A 22,896-nucleotide genomic window follows, 5' to 3' on the forward strand; every position below is an offset into this window, starting at 1 on the left:
TCAGAGGCGCGCAGCCCTCGTATAATGGCCGCCATTATGGGCCGTCATGGTGGCTCTGCAACCTTCAGGACTTAGTTCAATGCTCAAGGCTTTGCGTTTCTTTGGCTGGCCACTGCTGGCCGGCGTTCTTATCGCTTTGCTGATTATTCAGCGCTACCCGCAATGGGTCGGGCTGCCGAGTCTGGACGTTAATCTGCAACAGGCGCCGCAAACCAATTATGCGCAGCAAGGGCCGGTCACTTACGCCGATGCGGTGGTGCGCGCTGCGCCAGCCGTGGCCAACCTGTACACCACCAAGGTGGTGAACCGCAACGCCCGCCCCTTGTTTGAAGACCCGCAGTTCCGTCACTTTTTCGGCAACAACGCCCCCAAGCAAAAACGCATGGAATCGAGCCTCGGCTCGGCGGTATTGATGAGCCCCGAAGGGTATTTGCTCACCAATAACCACGTGGTGCTGAACGCCGACCAGATTGTTGTGGCCCTCAAGGATGGTCGCGAAACCTTGGCCCGGGTGATCGGTAGCGACCCGGAAACCGACCTGGCCGTGCTCAAGATTGATCTGAAAAACCTGCCTGCCATTACCATTGGTCGCTCCGACAGCCTGCGCATCGGTGACATTGCACTGGCAATCGGCAACCCGTTCGGGGTCGGCCAGACCACGACCATGGGCATCATCAGTGCCACCGGCCGGAACCAGCTGGGCCTGAACAACTACGAAGACTTCATCCAGACCGATGCAGCGATCAATCCGGGTAACTCCGGCGGCGCACTGGTGGACGCCAATGGCAACCTGACCGGCATCAACACGGCTATTTTCACCAAATCCGGCGGTTCCCAAGGCATCGGCTTTGCCATCCCGATCAATCTGGCGATGGAGGTCATGAAGTCGATCATCGAACACGGCCAAGTGATTCGTGGCTGGTTGGGGATTGAAGTGCAGCCGCTAACCCCGGACCTGGCCGAATCGTTCGGCCTGAGCGGTCGTCCGGGGATTGTCGTGGCGGGGATTTTCCGAGATGGCCCGGCGCAAAAAGCCGGCCTGCAATTGGGCGATGTGATCCTGAGCATCGATGGTGCACCCGCCAGCGATGGTCGTCGCTCAATGAACCAGGTGGCACGAATCAAGCCGTCGGAGAAAATCAGCATCCAGGTGATGCGTAATGGCAAAGAGCTGAAACTGACTGCCGAAGTGGGCTTGCGTCCACCACAGGAACAGCCGCCGCAGCAAGAATAAACACGCCCGCTGTTGCCGCTGCCCGGACGACTTCTGCGTCATGGGCAGCGGCAACACAGCGTGATTAAACGTCTGACAACCCTTCAATCAACGCCGCGTTCTGCTCCGGCGTGCCGATGGTGATGCGCAAGAACTGGTCGATCCGCAGTTGCTTGAAGTGACGCACGATCACACCTTGTAAACGCAACTTGGCGGCCAGCGCCGCGGCATCGTGCTCCGGGTGGCGGGCGAAGATGAAGTTGGCCGCTGACGGCAGCACCTCAAAACCCAGCCCCTCAAGTTGCCCGACCAGTTGTTCACGGCTGTCAATGACGGCCTTGCAGGTCTGCTCGAAATACTCACGGTCCTCGAACGCTGCAGCCGCACCGACTATCGCCAGGCGGTCCAGCGGGTAGGAGTTGAAGCTGTTTTTGATGCGCTCCAGCGCCTCGATCAAGTCGGGATGCCCTACCGCGAGCCCTACCCGCAAACCTGCCAGCGAGCGGGATTTGGACAGGGTTTGGGTGACCAGCAGGTTCGGATAACGATCCACCAGGCTAATTGCTGTCTGCCCGCCAAAGTCGATGTAGGCTTCGTCGACCACCACCACCGAGTCAGGGTTGGCGTTGAGTATCTGCTCGATGGCTTCCAGCGCCAGCAGGCAACCCGTCGGCGCATTCGGGTTCGGGAAGATGATGCCGCCATTGGGTCTGGCGTAATCGGCTGGCTGGATCTGGAACTGTGCATCCAGCGCTACGGGCTCGAACTCAATGCCGTACAGCCCGCAATACACCGGATAAAAGCTGTAGCTGATGTCCGGAAACAACAACGGCTGGTCGTGCTGGAACAAGCCATTGAACACATGCGCCAGCACTTCATCCGAACCGTTGCCCAAAAAAACCTGATTGGCTTTCACCCCGTAATAGTCCGCCACCGCCTGCTTGAGCAGGTCGCTGTTCGGGTCCGGGTATAAACGCAGGTTGTCATTGATCTCGGCCTGCATCGCCGCGAGTGCTTTAGGCGAAGGGCCGTAAGGGTTTTCGTTGGTGTTGAGCTTGACCAGTCGGGTCAGTTTCGGCTGCTCGCCCGGCACGTAAGGCACCAGGTCTTTAACGAAAGAACTCCAGAATTTGCTCATGCTTATTGCCCCTTTTGATCGGCGATGATCCGGTACTCGGCACTGCGGGCGTGGCCGGTCAGCGACTCGCCACGGGCCAGTACCGAAGCCGTTTTGCCCAGCTCGGAGGCGCCTTGTTCAGAGCAGAAGATGATCGAGGAGCGCTTCTGGAAGTCATACACCCCCAACGGCGAAGAGAAGCGCGCCGTGCCCGAGGTGGGCAACACGTGGTTAGGACCGGCGCAGTAATCGCCCAGGGCTTCTGAGGTGTGACGGCCCATGAAGATTGCTCCGGCATGACGAATCTGCGGCAACCATGCTTGCGGATCAGCGACAGACAACTCCAGGTGTTCCGGGGCGATGCGATTGGCCACGTCGATGGCCTGCTGCATGTCGTCCACCAGAATCAACGCACCACGACCGTTGATTGAGGTATTGATGATCTCGGCGCGCTCCATGGTCGGCAACAGTTTGGTAATGCTAGCCGCCACCTTATCGAGGAACACGGCATCCGGGCTGACCAGAATCGCTTGCGCGTCTTCATCGTGCTCGGCCTGGGAGAACAGGTCCATGGCGATCCAGTCCGGGTCGGTCTGGCCGTCGCATACCACAAGAATCTCCGAAGGCCCGGCGATCATGTCGATGCCGACCTGACCAAACACATGGCGCTTGGCAGTGGCGACATAAATGTTGCCCGGCCCGACGACCTTATCGACTTTCGGCACGCTTTCGGTGCCATAGGCCAGCGCTGCTACCGCCTGCGCCCCCCCGATGGTGAACACCCGGTCCACGCCGGCAATGCACGCGGCAGCCAGAACCAGTTCGTTGATCTCACCCCGCGGGGTCGGCACCACCATGACCACTTCGGTCACACCGGCCACCTTGGCCGGAATCGCATTCATCAACACCGACGACGGGTACGACGCCTTGCCGCCCGGCACATACAGCCCTGCGCGGTCCAGCGGCGTGACTTTTTGCCCCAGCACCGTGCCGTCGGCTTCGGTGTAAGTCCAGGAGTCCTGCTTTTGCTTTTCGTGGTAGCTGCGCACGCGTTGGGCGGCTTTCTCCAGCGCCTCGCGTTGCTCGGCCGTGATGCGGGTCAAGGCCAGTTCCAGGCGCTCACGAGGCAAGATCAGGTCCGCCATCGAGGCCACTTCAAGGCCGTCGAAGCGTTGGGTGAACTCCACCAGCGCCGCGTCGCCACGCTCGCGCACAGCCTTGATGATGTCGAGCACGCGCTGGTTAACCGAGTCGTCAGACACACTTTCCCAGCTCAGCAGGTGATCCAGATGCTGCGCGAAATCCGGATCAGCAGCGTTGAGACGGCGAATTGCAGTGGGAGCGGTCATAGCGAGGGCCTCGGTAATTGGCGAATGCTTAGAAGTTAGGATGTTGCACAGCTCAGGCACCGCAAGACTACCAAGCCATCCGCGCGGGTACCTGAGATTTCTGGCTATTGCACGGATAGATGGGCGCGCCCGGGGACGCGCGGGTGAGTCAGCCGCGGTGTCGGGATTCCACTGCTTTGCGCAGGGTATCGATCAGGGCTTGAATGCGGGCGTGCTGCATTTTCATGGAAGCCTTGTTGACCACCAGACGGGAGCTGATGGCGGCAATGAAGTCCTGGGGTTCCAGGCCATTGGCGCGCAAGGTATTACCGGTATCGACCACGTCGATAATTTTGTCGGCGAGACCGATCAGCGGTGCCAACTCCATGGAGCCGTACAGCTTGATGATGTCGACCTGACGGCCCTGTTCAGCGTAATAACGCTTGGCCACGTTGACGAACTTGGTCGCCACGCGCAGACGGCCTTTAGGCTCGACAGCACCTACGGCACCGGCAGTCATAAGTTTGCACTGGGCAATGCGCAGGTCCAGCGGCTCATACAGGCCCTGACCGCCGTACTCCATCAATACATCTTTACCGGCAACGCCAAGGTCGGCGGCACCGTGCTCAACGTAAGTCGGTACGTCAGTAGCACGAACGATCAGCAAACGTACGTCTGGCTGAGAGGTCGGGATGATCAGCTTGCGGCTCTTGTCCGGATTCTCGGTCGGCACGATACCCGCTTCAGCGAGAAGCGGCAGGGTGTCGTCAAGGATACGGCCCTTGGACAATGCAATGGTCAGCATGGGAAACGTAAGTCCTTATCAGGGTACTTATGCCCGGACGCAATCGGCGCCGGACAAACATCGAGCCTGATAATCAGGCTCGACTTGAACGATTCGAGGCCAGGTAAGGTAACGCGTCAAAACCGTTACGTCACCTGGCGGCTGGACACAGTCCGTGTGCCCCTGATGCCTGTAGCCAAAAACTAGCCCGGAACGCGGCGGATTTTGGCACCCAGCATTTGCAGTTTTTCTTCGATGCACTCGTAACCACGGTCTATGTGGTAGATGCGATCGATCAACGTATCGCCTTCGGCCACCAGTGCCGAAATCACCAGGCTGGCCGACGCACGCAGGTCGGTTGCCATCACCGGCGCGCCCTTGAGGGTTTCAGTGCCGGTCACGATGGCTGTGTTGCCTTCGACCTGGATCTTGGCGCCCATGCGGTGCAGCTCGTACACGTGCATGAAGCGGTTTTCGAAGATGGTCTCGATCACGGCGCCGGTGCCTTCAGCGATGGCGTTCAACGAGATGAACTGCGCCTGCATATCGGTCGGGAATGCCGGGTACGGAGCAGTGCGTACATTGACGGCCTTTGGACGCTTGCCGTGCATGTTCAGCTCGATCCAGTCTTCGCCGGTGGTGATCTCGGCGCCCGCTTCCTTGAGTTTCTCAAGCACGGCTTCGAGGATGGTCGGATCGGTGTCCTTGACCTTGACGCGGCCACCCGTAACGGCAGCAGCGACCAGGTAAGTACCGGTTTCAATACGGTCCGGCATCACGCGATAGGTCGCAGGGTGCAAACGCTCTACGCCATCAATGGTAATGGTGTCAGTGCCCGCACCGCTGACCTTGGCTCCCATGGCGTTCAGGAAGTTGGCCAGGTCGACCACTTCAGGCTCACGAGCCGCGTTTTGCAGAACGCTACGGCCTTTGGCCAGTGCTGCGGCCATCATGATGTTTTCAGTACCGGTCACGCTGACGGTATCGAAGAAGAAGCTGGCACCACGCAAGCCACCTTCCGGCGCCTTGGCCTTGATGTAACCGCCTTCAACGTCGATCACTGCACCCATGGCCTCAAGGCCGCGGATATGCAGATCTACCGGACGCGAGCCGATGGCGCAACCGCCAGGCAACGCCACTTCAGCTTCACCGAAACGGGCAACCATCGGGCCGAGTACCAGGATCGAGGCACGCATGGTTTTAACCAGCTCGTACGGGGCGATCAGGGTCTTTATCGTTCTCGGGTCGATTTCGACCGACAGCTTCTCATCGATCACCGGCTCAATGCCCATGCGGCCAAAGAGCTCGATCATGGTAGTGATGTCATGCAAATGCGGCAGGTTGGCCACCGTCACCGGGCCATCGCACAGTAGGGTCGCAGCCAGAATCGGCAAGGCAGAGTTTTTCGCCCCGGAAATGCGGATCTCGCCATCTAGACGGGCACCGCCGGTAATAATCAATTTATCCATAACAATCTCGACGCCAATGGGCTCAGGGGGCTCAGGTGCGCTCGGCCCAGGCCGCGCTGCTGAAGAATTTCATAGTGACCGCATGGATGCTGCCATCAGCGATCCACGGGTTTAAATGGGCATAGATGCTTTGTTGACGTTTCACCGGGCTCAAGGCCACCAGTTCGTCACTAATCACGTTCAGCTGAAAGTTGCAGCCTTCGCCCTCAACTTCTACCTGGGTTCCAGGCAGCTTTCCCTCAAGAAAGCTCTTCACTTCTACGGCCTGCATGCTCAACCTCAATCGGCGCCCAACGCGCGCGGGTCGGCCATCATACAAAAAAGCCCCGCGCCTGCGAACCCCACTGAACAGGACTCTGACGGGGGGCTTCTCAATAAATGGCGATTAATGATGTGCCAACAGCTCGGTCAGGCCCGAAACCTGAGCGATTTCGCGCATGTCTTCGGGCATGGCACGAATGCTCAGTGGCTTGTTCAAGGCTTGTGCGTCTCGGATAAAGCATAGGAGTAACGACAAACCGACACTGCTGGATTTGGTGACTGCCGAGCAATCAACCACAAGGGATTTGGCCAGTGCTTTTTTGATCAGCGCCTGACCTTCCTTACGCAAGCGGGGGCCGGTCTGGTAGTCGAGCACGCCACTGAGGCGCAGTTCGCTTTCACCGGCCAGGGTCACGGCACCCTCACTCATTGATCGATGGCCTTGTCAGTCTCTTTCTTGACCTTGGCCACTTCACCAGCCCAGTTATTAATGGTTTTATCCAGATCGTTGCCGTTTTTCTGCATGGCATCGGCAAACTGGTCACGGAACAGCTTGCCGATATTGATGCCATTGACGACCACGTTGCGCACTTTCCACTCGCCGTTGACCTTATTCAAGGTGTACGACAGCGGGTAAGTGGCGCCGTTATCGCCTTTAACAATCATGTCAACGCTGGTGCGATCGCCACTTTCATCCTTGGCAGGGCCAACGGTGATGCCCTGGTTTTTGAACTCCAGCAAAGCATTGCCGTAGAACTGCATGAGGCTGCGCTTGAAGTTCTCCTGGAACCGCTGCATTTGTGCTGGCGTTGCCTTGCGCGAGTACTTGACGGTCATGATGCTTTTGGAGATGCCTTCCACATCCACCGCAGGCCCGACAATCGTGTTCAGGGCATCGTAAAACTTGCTCGGGTTTTGTTTGTATTGCTCTTTGTTGGCCGTCAGGTCAGCCAGCAAACGTGTGGTGGTGTCTTGAACGATGTCGTGGGCCGATTGCCCCGGTGCTGCATTCGCCATCAGAGGAAGTGCGGCCGCCAATACAACCAGCAGGCCACGGCGCAAGAGAGAAATCATCGAAACACTCCTTATTTGGCGTCTTTGCTAACGGTATTGAGCAGGAACTTGCCGATCAGGTCTTCCAGAACCAGTGACGACTGGGTGTCGTGAATAGTTCCACCGTCCTTGAGCAGTTCATCCTCCCCGCCCACGCTGATACCGATGTACTTCTCACCGAGCAGACCTGCCGTGAGGATAGACGCTGTCGAATCCACCGGAAGGTTATCCACCTTTTTTTCGATCTGCAGCGTGACGCGGGCCGTAAAGTTGTCGCGGTCCAGGTCGATCGCGGTCACCTTGCCGATAGTCACGCCCGCCATCGAGACCTTGGCGCGCACGGTCAGGCCGGCAATATTGTCGAAGTAGGCATACAGCTTGTAGGTGTCACTGCTGGCGGTCGGGGACAGTCCACTGACCCGTAGGGCGAGCAACAGCAAAGCCAGGATGCCAGCCAGCAGGAACAGGCCGACACCGATTTCCATGGTGCGGTTTTGCATCAGAAATCTCCAAACATCAAGGCGGTCAAAATAAAGTCCAGCCCGAGTACAGCCAATGAGGCATACACCACGGTCTTGGTAGTGGCACGGCTGATCCCCTCTGAAGTGGGCTCGCAGTCATAACCTTGAAACACGGCAATCCAGGTCACTACAAAAGCAAACACGATGCTTTTGATGATCCCGTTAAGCACGTCACCGGTGAAGGTCACGCTGTTCTGCATGTTGGCCCAGTAGGAACCGTCGTAGACGCCCAACCAGTCCACCGCCACCCACGAACCACCCCAGATCCCGACCACGCTGAAAATCATTGCCAGCACCGGCAGGGAAATAAACCCGGCCCACAAACGTGGCGCAATGATGTATTTCAACGGGTCGACCCCAATCATTTCCAGGCTGGAGAGTTGTTCGGTCGATTTCATGTTGCCGATTTCGGCGGTCAGGGCAGACCCGGCGCGCCCGGCGAACAGCAATGCGGTCACGACCGGTCCCAACTCACGTAACAGGGTCAGGGCCACCATCTGCCCGACCGCCTGCTCTGAGCCGTAGCTGGACAGAATGCTGAAGCCTTGCAGCGCCAGCACCATGCCGATGAACACCCCGGACACCACGATGATCACCAGCGACATGACACCCACGGAATGCAGCTGTTTGAGCAACAGCCCGAAACCGCCGCCGATGCCGCCACGCCCCAGCAATGCGTGAAACAGGAAAATGGTCGAACGCCCCAGTACCGAGACAATGTCGATCCCGGCCCGGCCGAACAATCCGACGCGGTCGATAATTGATTGTTTGCGCATCAGCGCTTCCCCAGAAGATCGGTTCGGTAGTCCGACGCCGGAAAGTGAAACGGAACCGGACCGTCGGGATCGCCGTTCATGAACTGACGGATGCGCGGGTTATCGGCATTCATCAACTCGTCTGGCGTCCCCTGCCCCAGCACCTGACCATCGCCCACTACGTATAAATAGTCAGCAATGCTCGCTGTTTCGGCCAAATCGTGAGAAACCACAATGCTGGTGATGCCCAATGCGTCATTAAGCAGACGGATCAGACGCACCAAAACCCCCATGGCAATGGGATCCTGGCCGACAAACGGTTCGTCGTACATCAAGATTTGCGGGTCAAGCGCGATGGCCCGAGCCAGCGCTACACGACGTTTCATACCGCCGGACAGCTCATCCGGCATCAGGTCAATGGCGCCGCGCAACCCCACCGCCTGCAACTTGAGCAGCACGATGTCGCGGATCATTTCTTCCGGTAGCTCGGTATGCACGCGCAGCGGAAAGGCAACGTTTTCGAATACATCCAGATCGGTAAACAGTGCGCCGCTCTGAAACAGCACGCCCATATGCTTGCGGGCGTCGAACAGATCGCTGCGCGACAGTGTCGGCAGGTTTTGCCCATTGACCCACACTTCGCCGTTGCTGGGACGCAGTTGCATGCCCATCAAACGCAGCAGGGTGGTCTTGCCGCAGCCGGACGGCCCCATGATCCCCGTGACTTTGCCACGCGGGATACGAATATCGACGTTATTGAAAATGCTGCGCGAACCGCGCTTGAAGGAAACTCCCTTCAGCTCGACCGCGTAGGCGTTATCGGCACTCATCTAAACTCCTTGCGATGCAGCCTCTGCCTCTAACCGGACATCAAGCTTCTTTTCAAGAAGCGCGCGTTCCTTGAGCGGGCCGAACTGGCGGCGAACTATATCACTGCTGTTACTGACCGCCAAAGGCTGTAGGAGTGCCCATTCAGGTTCAGGACAGTGAAAAATGGGTAAATCATCCTAAAGTCCAGTAGTGCTTTGTTGCATGAGACAACAAAGCATGACGAACACACGTGAGGGAATTGCTCAGAACCGCTATAATCGCCGCCTTTTCTCAGGCTACCCGACTTCAAACATGAGCCAATCCAGCGACCTGATTCAATCTGCACAACGCACCATCCGCCTCGAACTGGAAGCTGTAGAAGATTTACTGCCCCGGATCGACGCTGATTTCGTACGCGCTTGCGAGATGATTCTAGCGAGCAAGGGTCGAGTCGTCGTGGTCGGCATGGGCAAGTCCGGGCATATCGGCAACAAAATTGCCGCGACCCTGGCCAGCACCGGCACCACGGCTTTCTTTGTTCACCCGGCCGAAGCCAGCCACGGCGACATGGGCATGATTACCCGCGACGACATCATTCTCGCGCTGTCGAATTCGGGCTCTACCGCCGAGATCGTCACTCTGCTCCCTCTTATTAAACGCCTCGGCATCCAGCTCATCAGCATGACCGGCAACCCCGAGTCACCGCTGGCCAAGGCTGCCGACGTCAGTCTGGATGCCCGGGTGGCCCAAGAAGCCTGCCCACTGAACCTGGCGCCTACTTCGTCGACCACCGCAACGCTGGTCCTTGGCGATGCACTGGCCATTGCCTTGCTCGAAGCCCGCGGGTTCACGGCTGAAGACTTCGCCTTCTCGCACCCCGGTGGTGCACTTGGCCGCCGTTTGCTGCTCAAAGTTGAAAACGTCATGCACTCGGGCGATGAGCTGCCGCAAGTGGTTCGCGGCACGTTGCTCAGAGATGCCCTGATGGAAATGACCCACAAGGGTCTGGGCATGACCGTTGTCACTGAAACAGATGGCAAACTGGCCGGCATCTTCACGGACGGCGACTTGCGCCGCACGCTGGATCGCGAAATCGACATCCGCAACGCGACCATCGACACGGTGATGACACCTCACGGCAAAACAGCCCGCGCCGACATGCTGGCCGCCGAAGCCCTTAAAATCATGGAAGACCATAAAATCAGCGCGCTGGTTGTCGTCGACAAGGACGACCGCCCTGTCGGCGCCTTGAACATGCACGATTTGTTGCGCGCAGGAGTGATGTAATGACCAGCGATTTGCTCAAACGCGGCAGAGCCATCAAGCTCGCCGTTTTCGACGTTGACGGCGTATTGACCGATGGCCGGTTGTACTTCCTGGAAGACGGCAGCGAGTTCAAGACCTTTAATACCCTCGACGGCCAGGGCATCAAGATGCTGATGGCAGCCGGCGTACAAACGGCAATCATCAGTGGTCGCAAGACACCAGTCGTTGAGCGTCGCGCGCAAAATCTGGGTATCGCGCACCTGTATCAGGGCCGCGAAGATAAATTGGTGGTATTGGACGAGCTTCTCGGCCAACTCAACCTAAGCTATGAACAGGTTGCCTATCTGGGCGACGACCTGCCGGATTTGCCGGTCATCCGTCGCGTAGGCCTTGGTATGGCTGTAGCCAACGCCGCCAGTTTCGTTCGCGAACATGCCCACGGCATTACCCAGGCACGCGGCGGTGAAGGCGCCGCACGTGAATTTTGCGAACTGATCCTGCGTGCCCAAGGCCGTCTGGATGCCGCTCACGCTGCCTACTTATAGAGCTTTTTATGCTGAGTAAAAAAATTCGCAACTTCCTGTTATTCGGCGTCATAGCGGCGCTGTTTGCAGCCGTGGGCTATTGGAATATCAGCCCGGAACGCTTCCTCGACAAACCTGCCGTAGCGGTGGATGAGCACGCAATCGACTATTACGCCATCAACGCTCATAGCCTTCAGTACCTGCCGGACGGCAAGCTCCAATACGAAATGACGTCCGACAAGGTTGAACACCTCAAGGCTTCCGAAGTGACGCTGCTGACCAACCCGGACCTGCAGATGTACCGCGGAACCACCTTTCCGTGGCACGTTCAAAGTGAGCGCGGCGAGGTTAATCCGGACGGCACGGAAGTCGAGCTGATCGACTCGGTACGGGTCGCCCGCACAGACGAACGCAACCGCGAGCTGATTATCACCAGCTCACGCATGACAGTATTCCCACAGAAGCAATATGCGCAGACCGAGCAAGCCGTTAGAATCGACGGCGCTGGCGGTGTGACCACTGCCAAGGGAATGAAAGCATATTTGAAAGACGGCAGGATGGACCTGCTGTCCAACGTAAGAGGACAGTATGAGTCTCGTTAAAACCCTCCCTTTATTGCTCAGCTTGAGCGCAGCACTGGGAAGCGTGAGCGCCTGGGCTCTGCCGAACGACACCGAACAGCCTATCCGTATTCAGGCTAACGAAGCGCAGCTGGATGACAAGAAAGGCGTCGCGACCTACAAAGGCGACGTCATCATCACGCAAGGCTCGATGAAAATCACCGGCAACACCGTCACGATCACCCGCAACGCTGCCGGTGAAATTGACGTTGTGACCTCGGTTGGCAACCTGGCCTACTTCGAACAACTGCAAAAAGCCACCGATCCGGTACCGGTCAAGGCCTACGCAGTGACCATTCAGTACCATGCACCGCAAAACCGCATCGTGCTGATCGACAAGGCCAAAGTGATCAACGATGGCAACACCACTGAAGGCGAGAAAATCGTCTATGACACAGTCAAACAAGTGGCCAACGCCGGTCGCGCCAACGGTAGCAGCGTGACTGCACCTCGTCCGCGCATCGACATGGTGATCCAGCCGAAGAAAAAAACTGACGCGAAGGCCCAGTAATGGCAACTCTTAAAGCCCAGCATTTGGCTAAAAGCTACAAGAGCCGTCAGGTGGTGCGCGATGTCAGCCTGTCGATCGACAGCGGACAGATCGTCGGCTTGCTCGGCCCTAACGGCGCGGGCAAGACCACCTGCTTCTACATGATTGTGGGCTTGGTGCAAGCGGATCAGGGTCGTGTACTGATCGACGATCTGGATGTCAGTCATCAACCGATGCACGGCCGCGCACGCGCCGGTATCGGTTACCTGCCGCAAGAAGCCTCGATTTTCCGCAAGCTTTCGGTCGCCGATAACATCATGGCGATTCTTGAGACACGCAAGGAACTCGACAAAGCAGGTCGTCGCAAGGAGCTGGAAAGCCTGTTGCAGGAATTCCACATCAACCATATCCGCGACAACCTGGGCATGAGCCTGTCGGGTGGTGAGCGTCGCCGGGTAGAAATCGCCCGCGCACTGGCTACCGCCCCCAAGTTCATTCTGCTCGATGAACCCTTTGCCGGTGTTGACCCCATCTCTGTGGGCGACATCAAGCAGATCATTCACCACCTCAAGGCCAAAGGCATTGGCGTGCTGATCACCGATCACAACGTCCGTGAAACACTCGATATTTGCGAAACGGCTTACATCGTAAACGACGGACAATTGATTGCTGAAGGCGACGCTGAAACGATTCTGGCCAACAAATTGGTGAGAGAAGTGTATCTGGGCAACGAGTTCCGCTTGTAAGCCCCTACGCCTAAAAATGCCTGACGGGCGTTTTCAATTTGCTCACGTCTTCCGGACGAATTGTAAACGCCTCTAGGCAAACGCTACGGTTTCAGGCATATAATTTGCTTATGTTTGGCGCTAACGCGCCCTTGTAGTGGATGGCGCCATGCGCGCCGGCGAATAAGGTGTTAAGCCCCTGCCATGAAACCATCGCTAGTCCTGAGAATGGGCCAGCAGCTGACAATGACACCTCAGCTGCAACAAGCCATACGCCTGCTCCAATTGTCGACCCTGGACCTGCAACAGGAAATCCAGGAGGCGCTGGAATCCAACCCGATGCTCGAACGCCAGGAAGAAGGCGAAGATTTCGACAACTCGGATCCATTGGCCGACAACATTGAGCAAAAACCCGCCAGTGACATTCAAGAACCCTCCTATCAGCAGGAGTCCGCAACCACTGTGGATAACCTGGAGGAAGGCGAATGGAACGACCGCATTCCCAACGAACTCCCCGTCGATACGGCTTGGGAAGACGTTTATCAGACCAGTGCCAGCAGCCTGCCCAGCAACGACGATGACGAGTGGGACTTCACCACCCGCACTTCGGCCGGTGAAAGCCTGCAAAGCCATTTGCTTTGGCAGTTGAACCTGGCGCCCATGTCGGACACCGATCGGCTTATTGGCGTTACCCTCATCGACTGCATCAATACGCAGGGCTACCTCGACGAAACCCTCGAGGAAATCCTCGAAGCCTTTGACCCGGAACTGGACATTGAGCTCGATGAAATCGAAGCCGTCCTGCACCGTATCCAGCAATTCGAACCGGCCGGCATTGGTGCCCGCAATCTGGGCGAATGCCTGCTGTTGCAACTGCGCCAACTGCCTGCAACAACGCCTTGGCTCGAAGACGCCAAGCGCTTGGTAACGGACTACATCGACCTGCTGGGCGCACGTGATTACAGCCAACTGATGCGCCGCATGAAGCTCAAGGAAGACGAACTGCGCCAGGTCATCGAGTTGGTGCAAAGCCTTAATCCGCGTCCGGGATCGCAAATTGAGTCCACAGAACCGGAATACGTTGTACCCGACGTCATCGTGCGCAAAGACAACGAACGCTGGCTCGTAGAGCTCAACCAGGAATCGGTACCGCGCCTGCGGGTCAATGCCCAGTACGCCGGTTTCGTGCGACGCGCCGACACCAGTGCCGACAACACGTTCATGCGCAACCAGTTACAAGAAGCGCGCTGGTTCATCAAAAGCCTGCAGAGCCGTAACGAAACCCTGATGAAAGTGGCAACACAAATTGTCGAGCATCAGCGCGGGTTTCTGGAGTACGGCGATGAGGCCATGAAGCCGCTTGTGTTGCACGACATTGCAGAAGCAGTCGGTATGCACGAATCGACCATTTCACGGGTCACCACACAGAAATTCATGCATACCCCACGCGGTATCTATGAACTCAAGTACTTTTTCTCCAGCCATGTAAGCACCTCCGAAGGCGGCGAATGCTCGTCCACGGCGATCCGCGCGATCATCAAAAAACTGGTTGCGGCGGAAAATCAGAAAAAGCCGTTGAGTGACAGCAAGATCGCTGGTTTACTGGAGGCACAAGGTATTCAGGTAGCCCGTCGCACGGTCGCCAAGTACCGCGAATCCCTTGGGATTGCGCCTTCCAGCGAGCGTAAGCGTTTGATGTAAGCAACGGGCCACAGCGTTTCAGTGGCAGGCTTTCCGGCCTGCTACTTTATGCAATGGAATCAAAGGAGAAACTGTATGCAAGTCAACATCAGTGGACACCATGTGGAAGTGACCGCCCCCCTGCGCGCTTACATCGGCGAAAAACTGGACCGGCTGGAGCGTCATTTCGACAAAATCACCAACGTTACTGTGATTCTTACCGTCGAAAAGCTGCTGCACAAAATCGAAGCGACCCTGCATATACCCGTTGGGAAAGGTGAAGTCGTTGCAAATGCTGAGCATACAGATATGTACGCCGCCATCGACAACCTCGCCGACAAGCTTGATCGCCAACTGAAAAAGCATAAGGAAAAGACCGTCAGCCTCCTCCAGGGCGCGACTGGTCGTTAATACCCCATACCCATGATTCGACTTGAAAGCATCCTGACCCCCGGCCGTTCACACGTGAACGTGCCGGGTGGCAGTAAAAAGAAAGCCCTTGAATACATTGCCAACCTGATCAGTCGCGAAGTGCCTGGTCTCGAAATGCAGGATGTTTATGAAAGTCTGATTGCCCGTGAAAAACTGGGCTCTACCGGTTTTGGTAACGGCATTGCTATCCCACACTGTCGCCTCAAAGGCTGCGAGGCGCCTGTCAGCGCTTTGCTGCACCTTGACGCCCCCATAGATTTCGACGCCATCGATGGCGCGCCGGTCGACCTGTTGTTCGTATTGCTGGTGCCAGAAGCGGCCACCGATGCACACCTGGAACTGCTAAGGCAGATCGCCAGCATGCTCGATCGCAAAGATGTGCGCGAAAAACTGCGCAGTGCACCGAGCAACGAAGCGCTGTATCAGGTTGTTCTGGACGTACAGAACGGTCATTAATCATGCGCTTGATCATTGTCAGCGGACGCTCCGGCTCCGGTAAAAGCACCGCCCTCGCCGTCCTCGAAGACAACGGTTTCTATTGCATCGACAACTTGCCCGCCGGCTTGCTTCCCGAGCTGGCAGAGCGGGCGTTGATTCACACTGAACTCGCACAGCCGCTGGTGGCGGTCTCGATTGATGCGCGCAACCTGCCCAGCCATTTGTCGCGGTTTCCACAATTGCTCGAAGAAGTGCGCAACCGTCATATTCAATGTGACGTGTTGTACCTGGACGCAGACGAGGAAACCCTGTTCAAGCGTTTCTCCGAGACCCGCCGCAGGCACCCCCTGAGCAGCGCCAGCCGCTCGCTGGCAGAAGCCATCCGCGATGAAACAACGTTGCTGGGGCCCATCGTTGACCTCGCGGACCTTACGATTAACACCACCAATCTGAACCTGTATCAGCTGCGCGACACCATAAAGCTGCGCCTGCTGAACAAACCGGAGCCCGGTACGGCATTTCTGGTGGAGTCATTTGGTTTCAAGCGCGGGATGCCGGTGGATGCCGACCTCGTCTTCGACGTGCGTTGCCTGCCCAACCCCTACTGGAAACCCGAATTGCGCGAGCAATCGGGGCTTGATCAACCGGTAGCCGATTACTTGGCCGCGCAGCCGGATGTTGAAGAGATGTTCCAGGATATTTCCAGCTATCTGCTGAAATGGTTGCCGCGTTTTGCCGCGAGCAATCGTGCTTATGTGACGATCGGTATCGGGTGCACCGGCGGGCATCACCGCTCGGTGTACCTCACTGAACGACTGGGCAAGTGCCTGCAAGAAACCCTGAAAAACGTCCAGGTTCGCCACCGCGACCTTACTTGAAAGGATCTACCCCGCGATGCCTGCTCTGGAAATCGAAATCATCAACAAATTGGGCCTGCACGCTCGAGCATCTGCCAAGTTCGTCGGTGTTGCAGGTCGGTTTCCTTGTCAGGTGCGAGCCGGTCGCACACCGGAATCCATGGTCGATGGCAAAAGCATCATGGCCATGATGATGCTTGCCGCAGGTAAAGGCACCACCATTCATTTAAAGACCGAAGGCGAACAGGAGCAAGAAGCCATGGCTGCGCTGGTGGCCCTGATCAATAACTACTTTGATGAAGGCGAATAGCGGCTGACGCATACCGCCGCAGCGATCTGACCGGGCCACGTTGATCTACCCCAGCGCGGTATCCATGACCATCATCACGCAGAACCCTATGCAGAGCCCAAGGCTCGCCAGTTTTTCGTGACCATTGCGCCGCGACTCTGGAATCACCTCTTGCGTCACTACAAGTAGCATCGCTCCTGCCGCCAGTGCCAGACCCAGCGGCAATAGAAGTTCGGCCAAGTTCACCAGCCAGGCACACAGTACGGCGAATACCGGCTCCACCAACCCGGACGCGGCACCGATCATGAACGCCCTGACCCGCGACATGCCCGCCCCGGCCAGCACCAAAGCAATCACCAACCCTTCTGGCACATCCTGCAACGCAATCCCCATCGCCAGGCTGTCAGCGTCCGGCATGCCGCCGCCCGCCGAAACGCCCACCGCCATACCTTCCGGAATGTTGTGCGCCACAATCGCGATCACAAACAGCCAAATGCGCGGTGCAATGACGGGCTCCCCCGGACGGCTGACGATAATCTCCGGCCCGGCACCCGACACTTTCAGGTCCACCAGAAACAAACACAGGGCGCCCAGCAAAATTCCCGCACAAACCAGCCCGCTGGATGCCCACGCAGACAACCCTAAACTTTCAGCTGCCGCAATGCCCGGCACAATCAACGAAAACGCCGTGGCCGCCAGCATGACCCCGGCACCAAAGCCCAATAAGGTATCGCTGACCGCCACCGGCATATTGCGAATCACCAACACCGGAACAGCGCCCAGCGCCGTGCCTAACGCGCACAAAGCCCCGCCTTGAAGGGCTCTGAGCATTTTGGGTTCGAGCCCCAGCCAGCCCAATCCTTCGGCCACCAACAGCGCAGTGCCCGCCAACAGCAACAACGTGCCGAGGGCATAGCGAAACAATCGCACGCCGCCGACCGCCAAAATTTGCGTGCCCATTTTCGCTTGAATCCTTGTGCGTAGCTTTAAACCATAGCTGCTTGATAGCGGCGCGCTACTTCAGGCCAATTAATGACCTCATAAAACGCATTGATGTACTCAGGCCGTCGGTTCTGGTAACGCAGGTAGTATGCGTGCTCCCACACATCCAGCCCCAGAATAGGGGTATTACCGTTCATCAGCGGGCTGTCCTGATTACCACTGCTTTCAATCACCAGGGTCTTCTGTCCAGTAACACTCAGCCAGGCCCAGCCGCTGCCAAAACGGGTCAGCGCGGCTTTGGTAAACGCATCTTTGAACGCTTCCAACCCACCCAACTGCTCATCAATGGCCTTGGCCAACGCGCCATCGGGTTTGCCACCGCCCTGCGGGCTCATGACCTCCCAGAACAACGCGTGGTTAGCATGACCGCCGCCTTGATTGATAACCGCTGCGCGCATGCTTTCAGGAAGCTGGTGCACGCTGGCCACCAGTTTTTCCACAGGCCACAGCGCCCACTCCGTGCCTTCCACGGCGGCATTGAGGTTGTTGATGTAAGTCTGATGATGTTTGGTGTGATGGATCTTCATGGTCTGCGCATCGATGTGCGGCTCAAGCGCGTCATAAGCGTAAGGCAGTGCAGGCAAGGTGTAAGTCATATCAATGAACTCCTGAAGGTTGGCCGCTGACCATTGAGAATGCGGGGCTGGATTGAGCAACGTTGCGCTTGAGCAACAGGGCTGAGCGTGGGTATTCGCCGTGTTCACTGATGAAATTCAATAACTCGACATAGGTTTTGCTGCTCTGACGCAGCGCGGCTTCCCGCAGCTCAGGCTTGATGCGTGGGTTTTGGACGGTTTGCAGCAGCCGCTGATGAATCGAGCACAAGTACTCGACGCTCTCTTCCGGCTGATTAAGGCGTAAATGAACGTCCGCCAGGTTGTGATGGGAAATCACGCAAGCCGCCACTGCTTCGTCGGCGTCACTCCAGCGCTCAAACAACACTTGAGCCAGCGCCAGCGCTTGCAAGTAGTGTTCTCGCGCATCCACCAGCTCGCCTTCAGCGAAACAGCGATTGGCTCTTTCGATCGTGCGTTTCCAGTGTTCCATGTGCACCTCCAAAGCCGTGTCAGGGAGTCAGACACCGCCAGCGGTCAGCTTCTCGGGGTCTAGCAGGGCCTCAAGCTGGCTGCGAGACAGGTCGGTAAACTCAAGCGCCACATCAATCACCGGGCGCCCTTGCTTGTAGGCGGTCTTGGCAATTTCAGCGGCCTTTTCATAACCAATGATCGGATTCAGTGCAGTCACCAGAATCGGATTGCGCGACAAGGCTTCTTTGATTTTGGCTTCGTTGACCTTGAACGTGGCAATCGCCTTGTCGGCCAGTAAACGGCTCACATTGGTTAACAGCTCGATGCTACTGAGCAGGTTCTGAGCAATGACCGGCAGCATCACGTTCAGCTCAAAGTTACCGGACTGGCCCGCTACGGTAATCACCGCGTCATTACCGATGACTTGCGCGGCGACCATGGCAGTGGCTTCGGGAATCACCGGGTTAACCTTGCCCGGCATAATCGAAGAGCCCGGCTGCAACGCTTCCAGCTCAATTTCACCCAGCCCCGCCAGCGGACCCGAATTCATCCAGCGCAGGTCGTTGGCTATTTTCATCAACGAGACCGCTGTGGCCTTAAGCTGGCCCGATACCGATACAGCGGTGTCCTGAGAACCGATCAAGGCAAACAGATCCTTGCCGGGCGTGAACCGCACAGGCGTCAGGACGCTGAGTTGCTGACAGAACAGCCCGGCAAATTGCGGATGCGCGTTGATCCCGGTGCCGACTGCCGTGCCGCCTTGCGCCAGTGATTGCAGCGCAGGTTGCAGGGCCTGCAAATGCCCGATATTGGCCTTGATCTGCTGCGCCCAACCATTGAGTACCTGACTCATGCGCACAGGCATGGCGTCCATCAGGTGAGTGCGCCCGGTTTTGACATGGCTGTGAACCTGCTGGGCCTTGTGCTCAATGACCTCCACCAGATGCGTCAGCGCGGGCAAAAGACGCTCATGCAGACCCAAAGCGGCACTGACGTGAAGGGTGGTCGGGATGATGTCGTTGCTGCTTTGGCCACAGTTGACGTGATCGTTCGGGTTGATCACTTCGCCCAGCACGCGGGTGGCCAGCGTGGCGATCACTTCATTGGCGTTCATGTTGGAGCTGGTGCCTGAACCGGTTTGAAAGATATCTACCGGAAAGTGCTCCATGAAATCGCCTGCCAGCAGGATCTGCGTGGCTTCGACAATGGCGTTGCCCTGAGCGTCAGAAATTTGCCCCAATTCGATGTTAGCTTTGGCCGCTGCCGCTTTGGCCAGAATCAAGGCGCGAATGAATTGCGCCGGCATGCGCTGATGACTGACGGGAAAGTTATCCACCGCACGCTGGGTCTGCGCGCCATACAGCGCGGCCTCAGGCACGTGCAACTCGCCCATGCTGTCGCGTTCGATACGGGTATTACTCATCGTGAAATCCTTGCATCAGTTCGATTAAAGAGATGGACGGTTCAAGTTCGCAGGTCGCCAATTGCCAGGCACAGCATTGCCAACGCTTGAGGCGACACCCGCACAGGGCTTGGGTTTCGAGGTCGCGCAGCGGTCGCCACGCATGGTCAAGACACAGACTGCGCCAGTGCCACGGCAGCGCCGTATCAGTGGCGGTGTCCAGCAAAAGCCGGAACGACGTGAGGGCAATCGTCCAGGATGACGTAGACGTACAGCAGGCCAAGTAACGGCCTTCGGCCAGATAATGCTCAATCAGGCGTGGTTCATCGGGCGCCAGCCCGCAGCGGATCTGGCGACTCATCCAGCGCCAGCTTTCCTGATAAGGGCTTTCGTGCAACACAGAACTCATGATCCAGGCTCGCTCGATAATGAGATTCATTATTAAGCGATATTGATTATCAAAACAAGCCTGCGAAAGGCAGTGCCTCCCAGACACAAAGTGTTCCTCACCCTTTCAAGGCGATGACACGAGGGTCCTCTGTTTGCCCTGAAAACAGGTCCCACCACGTTCGAAAACGCGAGCACGGGTTCAACACGAGAAACCTGACTGCAATGAGTCAGTGCAATCCCTGGAGAGTAGTACGCGACGTCTTGCGCTCGTTGTGGATATCACTGTTTAAATAATCAACCATCGTGCTTATATGCAATTACATGCTAATTTGCTCCAGCCAACATCGTGCACTCCGCATTTAACAGGCAGGGCATTCAATTTAATCTTCACGCCTACTTAAGGATATGCACCTTGTATCGAAGTTCGAACAACTCGATCCAAACACGCTAAACCTTGGCGTAATCCACACTTATCACTTCCTGAGCCACAACGTATCAACAGCTGCTTTTCGGATGATTATAAAAGAAGCCGGGACAAAAAATGCCAAGCCTGCGCCTTGCCCAGGCAGCTTATTTCAAAGGCATTGACCTACGATTAAAAGCTGAAAAGAGCATTGAACCACACTAACTAATTAAAGTAAGAAGTTGAAAATGAAGCGACTTATTGCGTGCATTGCAATGATAAGTTTATTGACTGGATGCGTAGGCGCTTCGGTCTATGTGCCAAAAAGCAATCCTCGCCAGGTTGAACACACTCGCGAACCGCGAGAGGGGCACAAATGGTGCGGGATAAGCCTATGGCTTGTCTTTTTCCCTGTCCCGTTGATGTTACCGGTTTGCAAAACTGATACTGAATTAACATCCTCTTTTTATGGCTGCGGCCCCTTAATGCATTTCGCCAAACTTGGAGCAGACTATAAGGGGAATGCACTCTGCGGACGTATGCCGGCGGGATGAGCGAGCCGTTGACGCAATTGCTCACGCGCACAAAAAAGGCGTATCACCTGAACCGTGATACGCCTTTTTTAAAACATTTGAGCAATCAGCTGCCGCCGATTTTCATACGCTCAATCAACACGGAGCCGGTGCGAATGTTACTGCGCAGCTCAAGGTCATTGCCCACGGCAACGATCTGTTTGAACATATCGCGCATGTTGCCGGCGATAGTCACCTCTTGCACCGGGAACTGAATCTCGCCGTTTTCGACCCAGAAACCCGCCGCGCCTCGGGAGTAGTCACCCGTGACCATGTTCAGGCCGCTGCCCATCAGTTCGGTCACAAACAACCCGCGGCCCATACGACGGATCAAGGCGGCCTGGTCTTCATCGCCATGGGTCACGAACAGGTTGTGCACGCCGCCCGCGTTCGCAGTGCTGGGCATGCCCAATTTGCGGCCGGAATACGTGCTGAGGATGTAGGACACCAGTTCGCCATCTTTGATAAACGGTTTGGCGTACGTGGCCAAACCATCGTTGTCGAATGAAGAACTGCCCATGGCACGCATCAGGTGCGGGCGCTCGTCCAGGGTCAGCCATTCAGGGAAGATCTGTTGTCCCATGGCGTCGAGCAAGAACGACGATTTGCGGTACAGGTTGCCACCCGAAATCGCACCCAAAAAGCTGCCGAACAGCCCGCCGGCCAGCTCGGCGGAAAACAGTACCGGGGCTTCGCAGGTCGGCACCGGACGCGAGCCCAGACGACGGGCGGCGCGCTCCGCAGCCCGTCGACCGATGACGGCGGCATCGGTTAGCAACTCGCCCTGGCAGTTCACGTCGTACCAATAATCGCGCTGCATCTGTCCGTCGCCTTCAGCGATCATCACGCAGCTCAGGCTGTGGCGTGTCGATGCCGAGCCTCCCACAAAACCGTTGCTGTTGCCGTATACACGGCAGCCTTGATGGGTGCTGAGCGTGGTGCCGTCCGCGTTTTTGATGCGGCTGTCGGCTTCAAAAGCAGCGGCTTCGCAGGCCAGTGCCTTTTCGATGGCTTGCTCAGGGGTGATGTCCCACGTGTGGAACAGATCAAAATCCTGCAGATCGCGGGCCATCAGCTTCGGGTCGGCCAAACCGGAGCTTTCGTCCTCGGACGTATGGCTGGCAATCGCCAACGCGGCGGCAACCGTTTCACGAATCGCATCAGGGCCGGTGGCCGAAGTGCTGGCCGAACCTTTGCGCTGCCCCACATAAAGGGTGATACCGAAACCCTGATCGCGATTGAACTCGACGGTTTCAACCTCACGCTGACGCACCGAAGTCGACAAGCCCTGCTCCAGCGACACAGCCACTTCGCAGGCACTGGCGCCCTGACGCTTGGCTTCGGCAATAATTTGCTCGACCTGCTCTTGCAGTGCCGGCAAGGCCTGCGGGCCGACGCTTTCTACTGCACTCATGGTTTTCTCCACTCAAATTCTGTTTTCGGTAGGGCCGCCGAGCGACCGGGCCG

At 57.2% G+C, this 22,896-nt stretch carries 27 protein-coding genes; 11 read left to right on the forward strand and 16 right to left on the reverse strand.

Annotated elements, in window-relative coordinates; all coding sequences use genetic code 11:
• Positions 1-79 precede the first annotated feature (79 nt).
• Entirely contained in the window at positions 80-1,234 is a 1,155-nt protein-coding gene (gene algW / locus HBN68_RS14910) for a Do family serine endopeptidase AlgW (RefSeq protein ID WP_047273380.1), read from the forward strand.
• Positions 1,235-1,298: 64 nt separating this feature from the next.
• Here algW and hisC read toward each other — a convergent pair whose 3' ends face one another.
• From hisC to HBN68_RS14960, 10 genes are all read right to left on the reverse strand, one after another.
• Entirely contained in the window at positions 1,299-2,351 is a 1,053-nt protein-coding gene (hisC, locus tag HBN68_RS14915) for a histidinol-phosphate transaminase (RefSeq protein ID WP_169964996.1), read from the reverse strand.
• A gap of 2 nt (positions 2,352-2,353) precedes the next feature.
• On the reverse strand, positions 2,354-3,679 hold the full coding sequence (gene hisD, locus HBN68_RS14920; protein ID WP_169964994.1) for a histidinol dehydrogenase: 1,326 nt from the start codon (positions 3,677-3,679) through the stop codon (positions 2,354-2,356).
• A gap of 148 nt (positions 3,680-3,827) precedes the next feature.
• On the reverse strand, positions 3,828-4,463 hold the full coding sequence (hisG, locus tag HBN68_RS14925) for an ATP phosphoribosyltransferase (RefSeq protein WP_047273377.1): 636 nt from the start codon (positions 4,461-4,463) through the stop codon (positions 3,828-3,830).
• A 182-nt stretch (positions 4,464-4,645) separates the two neighbouring features.
• On the reverse strand, positions 4,646-5,911 hold the full coding sequence (murA, locus tag HBN68_RS14930; protein WP_094992702.1) for a UDP-N-acetylglucosamine 1-carboxyvinyltransferase: 1,266 nt from the start codon (positions 5,909-5,911) through the stop codon (positions 4,646-4,648).
• Positions 5,912-5,942: 31 nt separating this feature from the next.
• Positions 5,943-6,182 carry a BolA family protein gene (locus HBN68_RS14935; RefSeq protein ID WP_003439919.1) on the reverse strand — a complete coding sequence of 80 codons (240 nt, stop codon included), beginning with the start codon at positions 6,180-6,182 and terminating at the stop codon, positions 5,943-5,945.
• A gap of 114 nt (positions 6,183-6,296) precedes the next feature.
• Positions 6,297-6,602 (reverse strand): STAS domain-containing protein, encoded by a 306-nt coding sequence (locus HBN68_RS14940; protein ID WP_047273375.1) that lies wholly within the window; start codon positions 6,600-6,602, stop codon positions 6,297-6,299.
• Positions 6,599-7,246: an ABC transporter substrate-binding protein gene (locus tag HBN68_RS14945; protein ID WP_169964992.1), complete on the reverse strand. Its 648-nt coding sequence runs from the start codon at positions 7,244-7,246 to the stop codon at positions 6,599-6,601. Before HBN68_RS14945 ends, HBN68_RS14940 begins: the two co-directional genes overlap by 4 nt.
• A gap of 11 nt (positions 7,247-7,257) precedes the next feature.
• On the reverse strand, positions 7,258-7,725 hold the full coding sequence (gene mlaD / locus HBN68_RS14950) for an outer membrane lipid asymmetry maintenance protein MlaD (protein ID WP_094992704.1): 468 nt from the start codon (positions 7,723-7,725) through the stop codon (positions 7,258-7,260).
• Positions 7,725-8,522, reverse strand: coding sequence for a lipid asymmetry maintenance ABC transporter permease subunit MlaE (gene mlaE / locus HBN68_RS14955; protein WP_094992705.1), 798 nt, complete (start codon positions 8,520-8,522; stop codon positions 7,725-7,727). The genes mlaD and mlaE overlap by 1 nt, the downstream gene beginning before the upstream one ends.
• Positions 8,522-9,331 carry an ATP-binding cassette domain-containing protein gene (locus HBN68_RS14960; RefSeq protein WP_094992706.1) on the reverse strand — a complete coding sequence of 270 codons (810 nt, stop codon included), beginning with the start codon at positions 9,329-9,331 and terminating at the stop codon, positions 8,522-8,524. The genes mlaE and HBN68_RS14960 overlap by 1 nt, the downstream gene beginning before the upstream one ends.
• Before the next feature lie 292 nt (positions 9,332-9,623).
• Here HBN68_RS14960 and HBN68_RS14965 point away from each other — a divergent pair, with 292 nt between their 5' ends.
• The 10 genes from HBN68_RS14965 (at position 9,624) to HBN68_RS15010 (ending at position 16,653) form a co-directional block, all read left to right on the forward strand.
• Complete coding sequence (locus tag HBN68_RS14965) at positions 9,624-10,598, forward strand: KpsF/GutQ family sugar-phosphate isomerase (protein WP_169964990.1); 975 nt, start codon at positions 9,624-9,626, stop codon at positions 10,596-10,598.
• A complete protein-coding gene (locus HBN68_RS14970) occupies positions 10,598-11,122 on the forward strand; it encodes an HAD family hydrolase (RefSeq protein ID WP_094992708.1) in 525 nt (174 codons plus the stop codon). Before HBN68_RS14965 ends, HBN68_RS14970 begins: the two co-directional genes overlap by 1 nt.
• Before the next feature lie 8 nt (positions 11,123-11,130).
• Positions 11,131-11,703: an LPS export ABC transporter periplasmic protein LptC gene (lptC, locus tag HBN68_RS14975; RefSeq protein ID WP_047273368.1), complete on the forward strand. Its 573-nt coding sequence runs from the start codon at positions 11,131-11,133 to the stop codon at positions 11,701-11,703.
• A complete protein-coding gene (lptA, locus tag HBN68_RS14980) occupies positions 11,690-12,232 on the forward strand; it encodes a lipopolysaccharide transport periplasmic protein LptA (RefSeq protein WP_047292283.1) in 543 nt (180 codons plus the stop codon). The genes lptC and lptA overlap by 14 nt, the downstream gene beginning before the upstream one ends.
• A complete protein-coding gene (lptB, locus tag HBN68_RS14985) occupies positions 12,232-12,957 on the forward strand; it encodes an LPS export ABC transporter ATP-binding protein (RefSeq protein WP_047273366.1) in 726 nt (241 codons plus the stop codon). Before lptA ends, lptB begins: the two co-directional genes overlap by 1 nt.
• A 183-nt stretch (positions 12,958-13,140) precedes the next feature.
• The gene (locus tag HBN68_RS14990; protein ID WP_094992709.1) at positions 13,141-14,637 is read left to right on the forward strand and encodes an RNA polymerase factor sigma-54; all 1,497 of its coding nucleotides are present in this window, start codon (positions 13,141-13,143) and stop codon (positions 14,635-14,637) included.
• A gap of 75 nt (positions 14,638-14,712) precedes the next feature.
• Positions 14,713-15,027 (forward strand): ribosome-associated translation inhibitor RaiA, encoded by a 315-nt coding sequence (raiA, locus tag HBN68_RS14995; protein WP_094992710.1) that lies wholly within the window; start codon positions 14,713-14,715, stop codon positions 15,025-15,027.
• A 12-nt stretch (positions 15,028-15,039) separates the two neighbouring features.
• Positions 15,040-15,504 (forward strand): PTS IIA-like nitrogen regulatory protein PtsN, encoded by a 465-nt coding sequence (ptsN, locus tag HBN68_RS15000; protein WP_094992711.1) that lies wholly within the window; start codon positions 15,040-15,042, stop codon positions 15,502-15,504.
• Between the two features lie 2 nt (positions 15,505-15,506).
• The gene (rapZ, locus tag HBN68_RS15005; protein WP_169964988.1) at positions 15,507-16,364 is read left to right on the forward strand and encodes an RNase adapter RapZ; all 858 of its coding nucleotides are present in this window, start codon (positions 15,507-15,509) and stop codon (positions 16,362-16,364) included.
• A 16-nt stretch (positions 16,365-16,380) separates the two neighbouring features.
• The gene (locus HBN68_RS15010) at positions 16,381-16,653 is read left to right on the forward strand and encodes an HPr family phosphocarrier protein (RefSeq protein ID WP_169964986.1); all 273 of its coding nucleotides are present in this window, start codon (positions 16,381-16,383) and stop codon (positions 16,651-16,653) included.
• A 45-nt stretch (positions 16,654-16,698) separates the two neighbouring features.
• Here the strand turns inward: HBN68_RS15010 and HBN68_RS15015 are convergent, their stop codons facing one another.
• The 6 genes from HBN68_RS15015 to pmbA form a co-directional block, all read right to left on the reverse strand.
• Entirely contained in the window at positions 16,699-17,592 is an 894-nt protein-coding gene (locus HBN68_RS15015) for a ZIP family metal transporter (protein WP_094992714.1), read from the reverse strand.
• 26 nt (positions 17,593-17,618) lie between these two features.
• Positions 17,619-18,230 carry a superoxide dismutase gene (locus tag HBN68_RS15020; RefSeq protein ID WP_169964984.1) on the reverse strand — a complete coding sequence of 204 codons (612 nt, stop codon included), beginning with the start codon at positions 18,228-18,230 and terminating at the stop codon, positions 17,619-17,621.
• Between the two features lies 1 nt (position 18,231).
• On the reverse strand, positions 18,232-18,681 hold the full coding sequence (locus HBN68_RS15025; protein ID WP_169964983.1) for a hypothetical protein: 450 nt from the start codon (positions 18,679-18,681) through the stop codon (positions 18,232-18,234).
• Positions 18,682-18,708: 27 nt separating this feature from the next.
• On the reverse strand, positions 18,709-20,085 hold the full coding sequence (locus HBN68_RS15030; RefSeq protein WP_169964982.1) for a class II fumarate hydratase: 1,377 nt from the start codon (positions 20,083-20,085) through the stop codon (positions 18,709-18,711).
• A complete protein-coding gene (locus HBN68_RS15035; protein WP_094992718.1) occupies positions 20,078-20,473 on the reverse strand; it encodes a FagA protein in 396 nt (131 codons plus the stop codon). Before HBN68_RS15035 ends, HBN68_RS15030 begins: the two co-directional genes overlap by 8 nt.
• A gap of 1,023 nt (positions 20,474-21,496) precedes the next feature.
• The gene (gene pmbA / locus HBN68_RS15040) at positions 21,497-22,843 is read right to left on the reverse strand and encodes a metalloprotease PmbA (RefSeq protein ID WP_094992719.1); all 1,347 of its coding nucleotides are present in this window, start codon (positions 22,841-22,843) and stop codon (positions 21,497-21,499) included.
• Positions 22,844-22,896: the final 53 nt, after the last annotated feature.

The sequence above is a fragment of the Pseudomonas sp. WS 5078 genome, from assembly GCF_012985745.1.
GTDB lineage: Bacteria > Pseudomonadota > Gammaproteobacteria > Pseudomonadales > Pseudomonadaceae > Aquipseudomonas > Aquipseudomonas lundensis_A.

Excerpts from the sequence above, each read along its gene's own strand:
- algW (WP_047273380.1), top strand. The coding sequence starts at position 80 with ATGCTCAAGGCTTTGCGTTTCTTTGGCTGGCCACTGCTGGCCGGCGTT.
- hisC (WP_169964996.1), bottom strand. The coding sequence starts at position 2,351 with ATGAGCAAATTCTGGAGTTCTTTCGTTAAAGACCTGGTGCCTTACGTG.
- hisD (WP_169964994.1), bottom strand. The coding sequence starts at position 3,679 with ATGACCGCTCCCACTGCAATTCGCCGTCTCAACGCTGCTGATCCGGAT.
- hisG (WP_047273377.1), bottom strand. The coding sequence starts at position 4,463 with ATGCTGACCATTGCATTGTCCAAGGGCCGTATCCTTGACGACACCCTG.
- murA (WP_094992702.1), bottom strand. The coding sequence starts at position 5,911 with ATGGATAAATTGATTATTACCGGCGGTGCCCGTCTAGATGGCGAGATC.
- HBN68_RS14935 (WP_003439919.1), bottom strand. The coding sequence starts at position 6,182 with ATGCAGGCCGTAGAAGTGAAGAGCTTTCTTGAGGGAAAGCTGCCTGGA.
- HBN68_RS14940 (WP_047273375.1), bottom strand. The coding sequence starts at position 6,602 with ATGAGTGAGGGTGCCGTGACCCTGGCCGGTGAAAGCGAACTGCGCCTC.
- HBN68_RS14945 (WP_169964992.1), bottom strand. The coding sequence starts at position 7,246 with ATGATTTCTCTCTTGCGCCGTGGCCTGCTGGTTGTATTGGCGGCCGCA.
- mlaD (WP_094992704.1), bottom strand. The coding sequence starts at position 7,725 with ATGCAAAACCGCACCATGGAAATCGGTGTCGGCCTGTTCCTGCTGGCT.
- mlaE (WP_094992705.1), bottom strand. The coding sequence starts at position 8,522 with ATGCGCAAACAATCAATTATCGACCGCGTCGGATTGTTCGGCCGGGCC.
- HBN68_RS14960 (WP_094992706.1), bottom strand. The coding sequence starts at position 9,331 with ATGAGTGCCGATAACGCCTACGCGGTCGAGCTGAAGGGAGTTTCCTTC.
- HBN68_RS14965 (WP_169964990.1), top strand. The coding sequence starts at position 9,624 with ATGAGCCAATCCAGCGACCTGATTCAATCTGCACAACGCACCATCCGC.
- HBN68_RS14970 (WP_094992708.1), top strand. The coding sequence starts at position 10,598 with ATGACCAGCGATTTGCTCAAACGCGGCAGAGCCATCAAGCTCGCCGTT.
- lptC (WP_047273368.1), top strand. The coding sequence starts at position 11,131 with ATGCTGAGTAAAAAAATTCGCAACTTCCTGTTATTCGGCGTCATAGCG.
- lptA (WP_047292283.1), top strand. The coding sequence starts at position 11,690 with ATGAGTCTCGTTAAAACCCTCCCTTTATTGCTCAGCTTGAGCGCAGCA.
- lptB (WP_047273366.1), top strand. The coding sequence starts at position 12,232 with ATGGCAACTCTTAAAGCCCAGCATTTGGCTAAAAGCTACAAGAGCCGT.
- HBN68_RS14990 (WP_094992709.1), top strand. The coding sequence starts at position 13,141 with ATGAAACCATCGCTAGTCCTGAGAATGGGCCAGCAGCTGACAATGACA.
- raiA (WP_094992710.1), top strand. The coding sequence starts at position 14,713 with ATGCAAGTCAACATCAGTGGACACCATGTGGAAGTGACCGCCCCCCTG.
- ptsN (WP_094992711.1), top strand. The coding sequence starts at position 15,040 with ATGATTCGACTTGAAAGCATCCTGACCCCCGGCCGTTCACACGTGAAC.
- rapZ (WP_169964988.1), top strand. The coding sequence starts at position 15,507 with ATGCGCTTGATCATTGTCAGCGGACGCTCCGGCTCCGGTAAAAGCACC.
- HBN68_RS15010 (WP_169964986.1), top strand. The coding sequence starts at position 16,381 with ATGCCTGCTCTGGAAATCGAAATCATCAACAAATTGGGCCTGCACGCT.
- HBN68_RS15015 (WP_094992714.1), bottom strand. The coding sequence starts at position 17,592 with ATGGGCACGCAAATTTTGGCGGTCGGCGGCGTGCGATTGTTTCGCTAT.
- HBN68_RS15020 (WP_169964984.1), bottom strand. The coding sequence starts at position 18,230 with ATGACTTACACCTTGCCTGCACTGCCTTACGCTTATGACGCGCTTGAG.
- HBN68_RS15025 (WP_169964983.1), bottom strand. The coding sequence starts at position 18,681 with ATGGAACACTGGAAACGCACGATCGAAAGAGCCAATCGCTGTTTCGCT.
- HBN68_RS15030 (WP_169964982.1), bottom strand. The coding sequence starts at position 20,085 with ATGAGTAATACCCGTATCGAACGCGACAGCATGGGCGAGTTGCACGTG.
- HBN68_RS15035 (WP_094992718.1), bottom strand. The coding sequence starts at position 20,473 with ATGAGTTCTGTGTTGCACGAAAGCCCTTATCAGGAAAGCTGGCGCTGG.
- pmbA (WP_094992719.1), bottom strand. The coding sequence starts at position 22,843 with ATGAGTGCAGTAGAAAGCGTCGGCCCGCAGGCCTTGCCGGCACTGCAA.